Source organism: Litorivita pollutaquae, from assembly GCF_003205515.1.
GTDB classification, from domain to species: Bacteria; Pseudomonadota; Alphaproteobacteria; order Rhodobacterales; family Rhodobacteraceae; genus Litorivita; species Litorivita pollutaquae.
The window spans coordinates 296636-308622 of record NZ_KZ826483.1 but is presented as its reverse complement, the minus strand read 5'-3'; the positions used below and the strand labels follow the sequence as shown (position 1 = coordinate 308622).

The window sequence follows — 11987 nt, the reverse complement described above, 5'->3', positions numbered from 1 at the left end:
ACCTCAACGGCGGCGGCGTCTCATTCCATCACGTTTGCTGCGCAGTAAAATAGCTGAATCCGCAAAGAGTAAAGACGGCAATCGCATGTGACACAAGCGAGCAAAGTGACAGCGCCGCCGCGCCTTGCTATCACTCCCGTTATGGATAGCGTCACCCGTAACATCCCGCCCGCGTCGCTCGCTCCTTCGGATCGGTTTCAAGAGAAGCGCACCCGGATATTGGAAGCCGCCGCCGCCGAGATAAACGCGCGTGGCCTGAAGGGATTGACCCTTGTCGGCGTGGCCGATGCGGTTGGCCTCAACACGACATCGGTGACCTACTATTTCAAACGCAAAGAGATACTCGCCGCCGAAACATTGCAACACGCCATCCTTCGCTATGGCACAATCATCCGCGCCGCCGCGGATGCGCCCACGGTCGATACCCGCCTGCACAAACTCTTGGCGCTGTTTTTTGATTTGTTCACCCGCATCCGGTTGAATCAAGCGCAACCGCTGACCAATCTTTCTGACCTGCGCGCCCTCAAAGAACCGATGCGCAGCACGCTTATCCAAGACTGCATCACGATTGTCACGGATCTGGCAACCGCGTTGCGCCCCGATGACGGGTCGACCTCGCGGGCACTTGACATCGCGCGGGCGCAGGTTCTGCTGGAAGCAATCCGCTGGGCGGTTGCATGGCTACCGCAATATTCCGCCGCCGATTTTCCCCGCGTCCAAGCTCGCATGTATGACCTTTTGGCGCATGGGTTTGCCCCAAAGGGGGCGATATGGGCGCCGACGATCTATGACATCGACGGCGGTGACGCACAGGCCGGAGAGATTTCGCGCGAAACCTTTCTGCGCGCCGCCACGCATTTGATCAACGAACGCGGTTACCGCGGCTCTTCGGTGGAACGGATCGCCGCCGAACTCAACGTCTCGAAGGGCAGCTTTTACCACCATCTGAAAGGCAAAGACGATCTGGTCCTCGCATGTTTCGACCGTTCCTATGCGCGGGTCAGCCGGGCACAACGGATTGCATTGGACAGCGATGACAGCGCGTGGACGCGGATCACCTCCAGCACCGCGAGCCTTCTGGAGGTGCAATTCAACGCCGAATTTCCACTGCTGCGCACCACGGCATTGCAAGCACTGCCTGCCGACCTGCGCGGCGGCGTCCTCCGGCGTTCGAACCGTATGGCGCAGCGTTTTGCAGGCATGATGGTCGATGGCATGGCCGAAGGAACCATCCGCCACATCGACCCGATGATCGCCAGCCAATGCCTGATTTCCTCGCTGAATGCCGCTATCGATTTTCTGCCGTGGGCCAAGGCCCGCCGCACCCGCGAAGACGCCATCCACCTCTATGGATCGGTGCTGACCTTTGGCATCCTTGGCAAACCGCCTTTGTTGCAACCGTAACGCCGCCCCGGATCAAAACCATGATCGCCGCAGGATCGAAAAACCCACCCTGCGCGCCGCACCGCCCGCGCCCTTGGCCGCCCCGAAGAGGCAAGAGCCGAACGCGCCGGATTACTTTTGCTTTTCAGCGCGGTAGCGTATCAAACCTTCTTGCGCCACATTCGCAACCAATTTGCCGTCGCGGGTGAACACCTTGCCGCGATTGAACCCGCGCGCACCGCCCGCCCAAGGGCTATCCATCACATACAAAAGCCAATCATCGATGCGGATATCTTCGTGAATCCACATCGCATGATCCAGCGATGCCACCTGCATCGTCGCATCCGAATAGCTTTTGCCATGCGGCAACATCGACACGCCCAAAAGCCCCATATCCGAAGCAAACGCCAAAGCCGCGCGATGCACTGCGGGATTGTCCCCGATCGAGGCTTTGGCGCGGAACCAAACCGCCTGCTTGGCCTCTTGCGGTTCGACCACAAAAGGCGCGCGCAGGACCGTCGGACGCAATTCAATCGGGCGATTGAACTTCAAAAAATCCAAGAACACCTCTGGCAACTTGCCTGTGTAACGCTCGGCCAATTGCTCTTCGTTCTCCAGCTCCTCCGGCGCGGGGATGCCTTCGGGCATTGCGTCCTGGTGCGACAGCCCGGCCTCATCAAAATGGAACGAAGCCGCAAGGTTCAAAATCGGACGTCCGTTTTGCACCGCAATCACCCGGCGGGTGGCAAAGCTGCGGCCTTCATAATCGCGCTCCACCTGATAGAGGACCGGCGCTGTCGCATCCCCCGGACGCATAAAATAGGCATGCAGCGAATGCGCCTTGCGTTCGGGTTCAACAGTTTCCGCAGCGGCCATCAAAGCCTGTGCAATCACCTGCCCGCCAAAGGAGCGGCCACGCCCGTTCGGGGCGGCGATGCCACGATAGAAATCGTTTTCAATCCGCTCCACGTTCAAAATGCGGCGCAGCCCATCCACAAGCTCTTCGGACGTGGGGGTGATAGGGGTATTCGTCATCGTGTCGGATCTCCGGCTGGTATATATCTGGCTTGCGGCTATAGGACGCCAAACTGCAAAGGATGCAAGAGGCCCCCGCCGGTTTTCGCAGAGAAGCCCATGTTATCACAACGCTACTCCGGCGCGCAAACGGCGCCGCACTCAACCATTGGCCGCAGATGGGAGCCATATGCCCCCCGAACCTCGCGGCCACCTCATCCAGCAGGGCCATCTCATCGGTACGGATTTTGCCCGTTCTGATGGCCCGCAATCCACCGTGCCGGCAACGGCGGCACCTATCCTGAGATGGTATTTCGCCCCCAGATCCCATCCACGCGCCCGATCGGAAAAACAGATGGGCCGTAAATCTCTTACCGGCCCGATACCGGCCCCTTCCTGTCACCGCCTCCTGTTACCCACCGTGACGAGATGCATCCACGGGGAGCGCCAATAGGTGATCGAACCGGATGCCCGATTATGCCGCCACGCAATCGGCAAAGTAATGCATTGTCCCGTCCGCTGCGATCTCTTGCACCAGCCCGTGGATATCGGTTTCAAACCCCGGGCATTCACGCGCGAACTCTCGGTTAAACTTAAGATACTCAACAATTTTCTTGTTAAACACCTCACCGGGAACAAGCAAAGGGATGCCCGGCGGATAGGGGGTTACCAGGCTGGTGGTGATGCGCCCTTCGAGATCGTCAATCGGCACCCGCTGCGTGGTGCGGGCCGCGATATGGGAAAACGCTTCCGACGGTTTCATCGCGGGCGTGTGCTCACTCAAATAGATATCCGTCGACAGGATCGCCACGTCATATTTTGCATAAAGCGCATGCACATGCGCACATAAATCCCGCAGGCCCATTTGCTCATAGCGCGGTTGCTTGCCGCAAAATTCCGGCATCGTCCGCCACAACGGTTGGTTCTTGTCATAATCGTCTTTGAATTGCTGAAGCGCCGCGACAAGGGTGTTCCAACGGCCCTTGGTAATGCCGATGGTGAAGAGGATGAAAAAGCTGTAAAGCCCTGTTTTTTCAACGACAACGCCGTGTTCGGCAAGGTATTTCGACACGATCGACGCCGGTATGCCCCACGGTTGGAACCGTCCATCAAGGTTCAACCCCGGAGTAACCAATGTGGCTTTAATCGGGTCGAGCATATTGAAGCCCGGGGCCATATCTCCGAACCCGTGCCATGAATCCTCGCCGTCCGAGGGCTGCACACCGTCGGCATCGGTCTTTTGCAACACCCAATCGTCGGGGCTTCCGATGCCTTCATCGCCCAGCTCCCCATCCGGCCCCCACACTTCGAACCACCAATCATTGGCGCCGTATTCTTCATCAACCTTGCGCATCGAACGGCGGAAATCGAGCGCCTCAGCGATGCTTTCCTCCACCAAAGCCGTGCCGCCCGGTGGCTCCATCATCGCCGCGGCGACATCGCAACTGGCGATGATCGAATATTGCGGACTGGTCGAGGTGTGCATCAGGTAGGATTCATTGAACAGATGCCGGTCCAGTTTGGTCTTTTGGCTGTCTTGCACCAACACATGGCTGGCCTGCGAGATACCGGCCAACAGTTTGTGAATCGACTGCGTGGCATAGGTCACCGAATGTGCGGTGCGCTCGCGTTTGCGCCCCATGGCATGAAAGCTGGAATAAAACGGGTGGAAGGCCGCATGCGGCAACCATGCTTCGTCGAAATGCAGGTTTTCAACATAGCCATCCAACAGACCCTTGATGGTTTCGGTGTTATATAACACCCCATCATAGGTCGATTGTGTGAGCGTCATGATGCGCGGTTTCACCGCATCCGCATCCACCCCTGCGAGCAATGGATTGGCGCGGATTTTGGCACGAATGGCTTCAATCTCGAACTCGGACTGCGGGATCGGACCGATGATACCATAATGATTGCGTGTCGGCTTCAAAAACACCGGAATCGCACCCGTCATGATAATCGAATGCAAGATGGATTTGTGGCAATTGCGGTCCACAACCACCACGTCGCCGGGCGCCACGGTATGATGCCACACCATCTTATTCGAGGTCGAGGTGCCGTTGGTCACAAAAAAACAGTGGTCGGCGTTGAAAATCCGTGCCGCATTGCGTTCAGAGGCGCCAATTGCGCCGTTGTGGTCCAAAAGTTGGCCCAATTCCTCGACCGCGTTGCACACATCCGCACGCAGCATGTTCTCGCCGTAAAACTGGTGATACATTTGCCCGATCGGGCTTTTCAAGAAAGCCACCCCGCCGGAATGACCCGGGCAATGCCACGAATAAGATCCGTCCTCGGCATAGTCGAGCAACGCTTTGAAAAACGGCGGCTGTATGCTTTCGAGATATTGCTTGGCCTCGCGGATAATGTGGCGCGCCACAAATTCCGGCGTATCCTCGAACATATGAATAAACCCGTGCAACTCGCGCAGGATATCATTGGGCAAATGTCGGCTGGTCTTGGTTTCGCCGTAAACGTAGATCGGCACTTCTTCGTTTTTCCATCGCACTTCCTCGATGAAATTGCGCAGGTTCACCACCGCCGGATCAAGATCGGGGCCGGGGGTGAACTCTTCGTCGTCAATCGACAGGACAAAGGCGCTGGCGCGCGATTGCTGCTGCGCAAATTGCGACAGATCACCATAGCTGGTGACGCCTAATACCTCGAAGCCCTCGTTTTCGATGGCCTCGGCCATGGCCCGAATACCGGAGCCAGAGGAGTTTTCAGACCGGAAATCTTCGTCGATGATCACGATGGGGAAACGGAACTTCATAGGGCTCTCCTAACGGGTCAGAAGCCAATGGCGCGCACCATACTGTGGCCGGCGCGGCCTTTCGCCCGAAACCGGCGCGGTCCAAGGCATTCTCCGTTTCTTTCCTAACCCGCAGGCGCCGTCAAGACCTGCCGCATCCGGCGCGGCCACCGCCGCCCGCTTTGCCGCTGAGATGTCGCGGGTTGCATCAAATCATCAACTTTTACTGTCGAACCGCACCACCACCTTCACCGGTTTTCCGCTCGGTGTCGGCCCGAACGGCCCTGCACGTTTGATCTGTGCCAAGGCCGTGCGGTCGATCCCCGCATGGCCGGAACTTTTGACGATCCGCGCGGTGTGAATAGAACCGGAGGCGGCAATCGTCACCCCGACCAACGCTTTGCCGCGCCCGCCGGCCGCGCGTTTTGGCACCCGCGCAATTTTGCGCAAAACCGCCGTTTGATAGGACCGAAGCGCCCCGTCGCCGGCGGATTTCGCTTTGCTTTTTCCGGTCTTCCGTGCCGCCTCGGCTTGCTTGCCCGTCACGGCACCGCTGTTTTGACCTTTGCGGGCGTTGATCTTGGCATTGCCTCTTTGCGCGGTTTTTTCCGCTTTCTTTTGCGGGGGCTGCGCCTGTTTCTTCGGCGCGGACGCTGCGGGCTTTGCTTGAACCGGCGGCTCCGGCGGTGTCGTCGCACGGATCTTCTGCTGCGGTTTTGCCAGCGGGCGCAGCGCCGCAACCGGCGGGACTTTTGCTGCAGTCTCGGCCAAAGCCGCCGCCGTCACCGGAACAGTGTTCGTGCGCGGATGCGCCTGCGTCGCGGCGACCACGGGCGGATGCGCCGCCAATATCGGTGCCACGGGCGCAGGTTGCGCCGACGAGGAGGCCGCGACCAGATCATCAAACCCAAGCCCAAGCGCAACCTCGCCCGTGGTGACGCCGCCGTCCAAAACCGGCGCGGTGGCCTGTGGCACATAGGCCACCGCCCCCGCATGCACCGCAAGCGACAAAATCAAAGCCGCGACCCTGCCCTTCATGGCAGCGCCCTTTGCGTCACGATCACGATCCGGCGCTCTGCATCAATCCCATGCACCGTGCGCGCCAGATCCAACACCTGCGTTGCGGATGCGTTCCTGTCCGGTAATATCCGTGCAGGGCCGTCATAACCTTCGGCGGCAAGCCCTTCGAGCATCGCGGACATACTGCTCTGCGCACCGCGCCATGTTTGCCGCCCGTCAGCATGCAACACCAATGCATCGGCGGGCGGCACCATCTGCGGATCATCGGTTTTCACCAGATCAAGCGCCCCGTCCAATGGCCGGGCGACCTGCGCCGCCACAAGGAAAAACACCAGCATCAAAAAGACAACGTTGATCAACGGCAGGGTTGGTTCGGCCCGCGTTGCCCGCCGCCCCTTTGCCCGCATCGATAAAGACCCTGCCATATCCTCTACTCCAATATCGCAAAACGCGCGTCGGGCAGTGATTGAAACGCCCGCAATGCATCGGCCAATCCCTGCGCCTGCGCGGCCTCTGCCACCGACAAAAGCACCCGCAAATCGCCGTCCCGCCGCATCGGGGCCACCGCCGTCTCCAACCGGTCCAATGCCACCGCACGCCCGTTGATCGTCACGCCCCGCGCGGTCAAACGCGCAAAGACAATCGGCGCATCATTGAAATCTGTGCGGGCATTGCCACTGCTGGTGCGCAACGGGATTTCACCGAATTTCGAGAATGTCGAAGACAGCATGAAGAACAACAACAGCAAAAAGATCACATCAATCAGCGAGGTCAACGAAAGCCGCGCCCGCGTGGCACCGCGCTTAGGCATGGGCCGCCTGTCCCGCCTGCGGTTGCGCCGCATCCCTTCGTGCGAAAACATCGGGCGTGAACATTTCTTCCAGAGCGTCCATCACCGCCCGTTCGTGGCGATCAATCCGCGCATCAAACCACGACAGCGCCATAGAGGTCGGCATAGCGACAACCAATCCCGCTGCCGTGGTCACCAAAGCGACCCAAATCCCGCCCGCCAAAATCGCCGGATCGGCGGTGCCGCCCGCCTCTTGCAGGGTGCGAAAGGCGTCAATCATCCCCAAAACCGTGCCAAAAAGACCCAAGAGCGGTGCGACCTGTGCGATCACGTCGAGCAATCGCAATCCTGCCCCTACCCGTGCAAACCCAACGTCCAAATGCGCCTGCGCCCGAAGGCGCAGTTCCTCGCACTCGGCGCCCGCGCTCCGCGCTGCACGCACCTGCGCCAATGCCTCACGGGAAAACCCGCGCGTCACCGACCCACCGATCCCTTCTTTGGCGAAGACCGCCGCTTTCCACAAAATACACGCCATAGATAGCACCGAAAATCCGACCAATATGGCCACGACCGGCCCGCCCAGCGCAATGATCGCGCCAAGCCGTTCGCTCACGTCCCCGATCATTGCTGCACCTCCAACTCATCGACCCGCGATGTAAAGGCCAACCCCGCGCAGGCCGCGCCATCGGCCGCCACGCATCGTTCCACGCCGTTGAACAGAACCAACTCCAATTCGCCACATGTGATGTGCGGGACATCGAATTGCCGCACCCGCAGCCCGCCCACCGGCACAGAGCCAAAGTCGAACAAGCTGAAGCTGCGCACGCTGCCCGCCTTGTCGATAAGCACGGTTTGAGTTTCAAGCGCCGCCAACCCGACAGGCGCAGAAACCGTAAATGTCAACCGGCAGGCCGCGCCGTTTTGCGCCGCACCGTTGAGATCCACAGCCGTGCGTTCAATCGCGGCACTGCTGGTCGCGCTCATACACATGACCGTGCAGAGAATGCGTAACATCATGATATCCTTTTATTAAGTGACGCGGGCACGCCGGCATGGAACACCGCCGGCACCTTTAAATCCGGTGAACGCAGCAGCGAAATTGTAATGTTGTCGATCATATCTGCATTGCCTTTCGCCCCTCATAGGGTGCCCGCCACATGCATCGCTGCTTGCGGCAACAACCACGGCCCGCCCTGCGGCGGCGGCGTATTGGTGCGCAGCGCGCAGCCATAGCAAGCGGACAGATGTTCATCGGTGAACACCTCGCGCGGGCTTCCGACAGATTTGACCGCGCCGCGATCCAGCAAACTCACTTGATCGGCAAACATCGAGGTCAGATTGAGATCATGCATCACCGCGACAACCCCGCCCCCGGCGCGGGCAAAATCACGCGCGATCTGCATCACCACCAATTGATGCCCGATATCGAGCGCCGACACCGGTTCGTCCAAGAACAGCCACCGCGCCGCGCCGTCCAACACCGGCTCCCAGATTTGCAAAAGTACGCGGGCAAGCTGCACCCGTTGACGCTCTCCGCCTGAAAGCTCTTGCACGAAACGCGCCTCGAACCCCGCCAACCCGACCCGCGCCAAGGCTTGCCGTGGCAGATCCGCAAGCTGCGCCGGATCCGCAGTGGCGCACCCGTTGGTCAATCCCAAACGCACCAATTCGAGCACCGTGAAGGGAAAGGCAACATTGCCCGATTGCGGCAAGACGGCGCGGCGGGTGGCCAATTCTGCCGCTTTCATATCGCGGATATCCCGCCCATCGAACCACACCGTGCCGCCGGATTTCAATTCGCCGGTGATGGCTTTAAGCAACGTGGTCTTGCCCGATCCGTTGGGACCGACGATGGCCGTGACCTCGCCTGCACGGGCAGCAAAATCGACGCGATCCAACACGCGGCGCACCCCGAAATCAACGGTGATATTTTCTGCACTCAGCATCTTATCCCTCCAAAATTGCGCGATTTTTCAATAGGATCCACAAGAAGAACGGCCCACCCAACGTCGCGGTGATGATCCCGATCGGCAATTCGGCGGGAGCGGCCACCGTACGGCTGATCATATCCGCGACCAGCAAAATGATCGCGCCAAGCAACGCCGCATTGGGCAACAACATCCGATGCACTGGTCCTTGCAGCAGCCGCAGCAGATGCGGCACCACGATGCCGACAAAGCCGATGCCGCCCGTGATCGCCACCGCAGCCCCGACCGAGGCCGCGACGCTCATCACCGCGATGCGTTTCATCCGCTGCACGTCGATGCCAAGATGCACCGCGACCGGTTCCCCCAGGGCCAAAGCATCCAAAGCCCGCGACAAGAACGGCGCGGTCAACAACGTCAAAATGACAATCGGACCGGCCGCCATCAATTTGACCCAAGTGGCCCCGGCAACCGACCCCATGCCCCAAAACGTCAGATCGCGCAGTTGATCGTCGGTGGCGCGGTACACGATGAAACCGGTGATCGCGCCGGTCAAAGCCCCCAAAGCGATCCCCGCCAAAAGCATCGTCGCCACCGAGGTGCGCCCGCCGCTGGTGGCAATACGGTAGAGCACCAAGGTCGACGCCCAGCCCCCCAAGAACGCGGCAAAGGGGATCAAATAAGGGCCGGCGAAGGCCTGCACCCCAAGCGGCAAAAGCCCGCCCAGAACAATCGCCGAAACCGCACCCAATCCTGCGCCCGCACTGACCCCGACAAGCCCCGGATCGGCGAGCGGATTGCGAAAAAGCCCCTGCATCACCGCCCCCGACACCGCCAACGCCGCACCGACCAACGCGCCGGTCACCATGCGCGGCATCCGGATGTCCCAGATGATCGTCATGTCCCGCGCGCTGGCACTGCCCATTCCGAGTTTCGCCAAAAGCGCTGCGATCACATCAATATCCGAGGCCGCCCCCCAACCGAGCGACACAAGCATCACCACGCCCAGACAGAGCGCCAGACCCGCTTGGATCGTTCGGCCCCGCGCGCTGCGGTCCCCGAAATGGCGCGCCGGCACGGCCTGCGGTGCGGCGTTCACAGATGCAGCATCCGTCATATCGGCTTACTCCTTTTGCGCCTCGGCAGGGGGACGGGAACGGGCATTCTTTGCGGCCGCATCAAGCGCATGATGCAACGCCAAGGCAAATTCCGCCGTGCGCGGGCCAAAGCCCAAAGCCGCCGGATCAACGGTCACGAAGGCCCCCGCCCGCGCGGCAGGCGTCAAAGCCAAGGCAGGCAGGGCGAAGACCTCATCCGCGCGGCCTTGATGTTCTTCTTCATTGTGCATCATCACCACGACTTCAGGGGCGGCGGCGATCAAGGCTTCGGCGTTCATGATTTTATAGCCGGCGTAGGCCTCGCTCATGACATTGACCCCGCCTGCCAAAGAAATAATCCCGTCCGCGCCGGTGCCGCGCCCCGCGACATTCAAACGACCGGCTTGGTTCGACAGGATAAACAGCACCTGTGGCGGTGCAGATTGCTCACCGATACGCTGCTCAAGCGCCGCGAACTGGCCTTCGATCCTCGTCCGCAATGCCGCTGCAGCCTCAAGCGCGCCGATCGCCCCCCCGACCGTGTCAACCGCCGCCAAAACCGCCTCTTTGGTGAAGCCGTCATGCACCGCAACGACCGGGATTTGCGAGCCGCGCAATTGTTCCAGAACTTCGGGCGGTCCCGCCGTGTCGCGGGTCAAGATCAAATCAGGCCCGACCGACAGCACCCCCTCCGCCGACAATTGGCGCATATACCCCACATCCGGCAATGCCTGCACCGCCTCGGGAAACTGCGAGGTGGTGTCGCGCGCCACCACGCGGTCTCCCGCGCCCAAAGCATAGACAATTTCAGTCACCGGACCGCCGATGGAGACGATGGACGACGCATCACGATAACCCGTCGCCAAAGCGCCCTGCGGCAGGCCGAGCACCAATGCCCAAAGCAGCGCCCTCATGCGGGCACCCGGTCATAGGAAGGCAAATCTTGGAGAATGCCATGCCATTTGGCCAAATCGTCCCCGTCGCCATCCCGCTGACCGAAGCATTGGAAAATCAAGTCTCCCTTGGCATCGAAAGCTTCGAATGACATGGCCGGACCGCGTTTTGTCGGTTTTTCAACCACATAAACCTCGGCCACGTGATCGGCACGCAGGTGCAGATTAAACGTCGCATCCAGCACATTGAGCCATGGGCCCATGACCTTGATGTTTTCCAATTTGCCCCAATGGATTTGAATATTGCCCGGATTTCCAACAAAGAGGATGACCTTTTGCCCCGCCGCTGCAACCGCGTTCAAGAACGCTTCGCTGGCGGTTGGCTCGATCCGGCGCACCCATTTTTCGCCGCGCACCGCGCGATACGCACCCAAACGGTTCATGCCCAATTTGCTCGCAAGGCGGTTGAATTGATGGGTGTCTGACATTTTGCCCCATTCCTCCAAAAGCACGCTGCGGTTGGCCTCGTTGATCTTGGCCCCTTCGGAGGCTTTGCGCGGTGCGACCGTGAGCATCGGGGATTGATCTTCGATCTTCAGCGCAGCAACAAGCGGCCCCCATGCCGCATGGTTCGACCCCTCGCGCAGATAGATTTTCTGCAACGCATCCCCCGCCTGATCGAAGAACTGGAGCGATTTTCGCACGCCTTTGTCGGTCGTGGTTTCCACCGCAAACCCATAGGCCCAATGTTTGGGGAAAATTCGCGTATCAATGTCGGGGCCAAGCACCATCGCCGCATGCGCGCCGGTGTGATACTCTAGAAACGTCCCGTTGCGTTCATGCACGCAGGAGGCATTGCGGGTCAGCGCCATGACCTCGCCCAGATCAACCAAACGCGGCATGACATCATCGGGGTGATGGGCGATGCGCGTGACCGATTGGCCCTCATGGGTGCCAACATAGGCAGCGACAAGCTGCGCCTCGCAGATACCGAGTTTTTCAGCCAGATCCCGATCCCGAATGCCGGTGGCTTCGGTTTTCGCGGCGCACAGGGCGGCGGGGGTCATATCGGTAGGGGTCAATGTATCAGACATGATAAGTTCCTTTCTTGTGAAC

General features: G+C 60.1%; 12 protein-coding genes. 1 reads left to right on the top strand and 11 read right to left on the bottom strand.

The window, feature by feature from the left end; genetic code table 11:
* Positions 1 to 141 precede the first annotated feature (141 nt).
* Positions 142 to 1404 (top strand): TetR/AcrR family transcriptional regulator, encoded by a 1263-nt coding sequence (locus DI396_RS07990; protein ID WP_110795663.1) that lies wholly within the window; start codon positions 142 to 144, stop codon positions 1402 to 1404.
* A 111-nt stretch (positions 1405 to 1515) separates the two neighbouring features.
* Here the strand turns inward: DI396_RS07990 and DI396_RS07985 are convergent, their stop codons facing one another.
* The 11 genes from DI396_RS07985 to DI396_RS07935 form a co-directional block, all read right to left on the bottom strand.
* Positions 1516 to 2418, bottom strand: a complete 903-nt coding sequence (locus DI396_RS07985; protein ID WP_110795662.1) for an acyl-CoA thioesterase — start codon at positions 2416 to 2418, stop codon at positions 1516 to 1518.
* Between the two features lie 454 nt (positions 2419 to 2872).
* Positions 2873 to 5167 carry an arginine/lysine/ornithine decarboxylase gene (locus tag DI396_RS07980; RefSeq protein ID WP_110795661.1) on the bottom strand — a complete coding sequence of 765 codons (2295 nt, stop codon included), beginning with the start codon at positions 5165 to 5167 and terminating at the stop codon, positions 2873 to 2875.
* Between the two features lie 195 nt (positions 5168 to 5362).
* Entirely contained in the window at positions 5363 to 6184 is an 822-nt protein-coding gene (locus tag DI396_RS07975; RefSeq protein WP_110795660.1) for a TonB family protein, read from the bottom strand.
* Positions 6181 to 6591, bottom strand: coding sequence for an ExbD/TolR family protein (locus DI396_RS07970; protein ID WP_235851784.1), 411 nt, complete (start codon positions 6589 to 6591; stop codon positions 6181 to 6183). The genes DI396_RS07975 and DI396_RS07970 overlap by 4 nt, the downstream gene beginning before the upstream one ends.
* Before the next feature lie 5 nt (positions 6592 to 6596).
* A complete protein-coding gene (locus tag DI396_RS07965) occupies positions 6597 to 6977 on the bottom strand; it encodes a biopolymer transporter ExbD (RefSeq protein ID WP_110795658.1) in 381 nt (126 codons plus the stop codon).
* The gene (locus DI396_RS07960; protein WP_110795657.1) at positions 6970 to 7581 is read right to left on the bottom strand and encodes a MotA/TolQ/ExbB proton channel family protein; all 612 of its coding nucleotides are present in this window, start codon (positions 7579 to 7581) and stop codon (positions 6970 to 6972) included. Before DI396_RS07960 ends, DI396_RS07965 begins: the two co-directional genes overlap by 8 nt.
* Positions 7578 to 7940 carry a hypothetical protein gene (locus tag DI396_RS07955; RefSeq protein ID WP_110795656.1) on the bottom strand — a complete coding sequence of 121 codons (363 nt, stop codon included), beginning with the start codon at positions 7938 to 7940 and terminating at the stop codon, positions 7578 to 7580. The genes DI396_RS07960 and DI396_RS07955 overlap by 4 nt, the downstream gene beginning before the upstream one ends.
* Before the next feature lie 155 nt (positions 7941 to 8095).
* Positions 8096 to 8902 carry a heme ABC transporter ATP-binding protein gene (locus DI396_RS07950; protein WP_110795655.1) on the bottom strand — a complete coding sequence of 269 codons (807 nt, stop codon included), beginning with the start codon at positions 8900 to 8902 and terminating at the stop codon, positions 8096 to 8098.
* 1 nt (position 8903) lies between these two features.
* Positions 8904 to 9998 (bottom strand): FecCD family ABC transporter permease, encoded by a 1095-nt coding sequence (locus DI396_RS07945; protein ID WP_110795654.1) that lies wholly within the window; start codon positions 9996 to 9998, stop codon positions 8904 to 8906.
* 6 nt (positions 9999 to 10004) lie between these two features.
* A complete protein-coding gene (locus DI396_RS07940; RefSeq protein WP_110795653.1) occupies positions 10005 to 10892 on the bottom strand; it encodes a heme/hemin ABC transporter substrate-binding protein in 888 nt (295 codons plus the stop codon).
* Positions 10889 to 11965 carry a hemin-degrading factor gene (locus DI396_RS07935; RefSeq protein ID WP_110795652.1) on the bottom strand — a complete coding sequence of 359 codons (1077 nt, stop codon included), beginning with the start codon at positions 11963 to 11965 and terminating at the stop codon, positions 10889 to 10891. Before DI396_RS07935 ends, DI396_RS07940 begins: the two co-directional genes overlap by 4 nt.
* Positions 11966 to 11987: the final 22 nt, after the last annotated feature.

Bases quoted from the DNA above. Each gene is read 5' to 3' on its own strand.
- DI396_RS07990 (WP_110795663.1), top strand. From the start codon at position 142: ATGGATAGCGTCACCCGTAACATCCCGCCCGCGTCGCTCGCTCCTTCG.
- DI396_RS07985 (WP_110795662.1), bottom strand. From the start codon at position 2,418: ATGACGAATACCCCTATCACCCCCACGTCCGAAGAGCTTGTGGATGGG.
- DI396_RS07980 (WP_110795661.1), bottom strand. From the start codon at position 5,167: ATGAAGTTCCGTTTCCCCATCGTGATCATCGACGAAGATTTCCGGTCT.
- DI396_RS07975 (WP_110795660.1), bottom strand. From the start codon at position 6,184: ATGAAGGGCAGGGTCGCGGCTTTGATTTTGTCGCTTGCGGTGCATGCG.
- DI396_RS07970 (WP_235851784.1), bottom strand. From the start codon at position 6,591: ATGGCAGGGTCTTTATCGATGCGGGCAAAGGGGCGGCGGGCAACGCGG.
- DI396_RS07965 (WP_110795658.1), bottom strand. From the start codon at position 6,977: ATGCCTAAGCGCGGTGCCACGCGGGCGCGGCTTTCGTTGACCTCGCTG.
- DI396_RS07960 (WP_110795657.1), bottom strand. From the start codon at position 7,581: ATGATCGGGGACGTGAGCGAACGGCTTGGCGCGATCATTGCGCTGGGC.
- DI396_RS07955 (WP_110795656.1), bottom strand. From the start codon at position 7,940: ATGAGCGCGACCAGCAGTGCCGCGATTGAACGCACGGCTGTGGATCTC.
- DI396_RS07950 (WP_110795655.1), bottom strand. From the start codon at position 8,902: ATGCTGAGTGCAGAAAATATCACCGTTGATTTCGGGGTGCGCCGCGTG.
- DI396_RS07945 (WP_110795654.1), bottom strand. From the start codon at position 9,998: ATGACGGATGCTGCATCTGTGAACGCCGCACCGCAGGCCGTGCCGGCG.
- DI396_RS07940 (WP_110795653.1), bottom strand. From the start codon at position 10,892: ATGAGGGCGCTGCTTTGGGCATTGGTGCTCGGCCTGCCGCAGGGCGCT.
- DI396_RS07935 (WP_110795652.1), bottom strand. From the start codon at position 11,965: ATGTCTGATACATTGACCCCTACCGATATGACCCCCGCCGCCCTGTGC.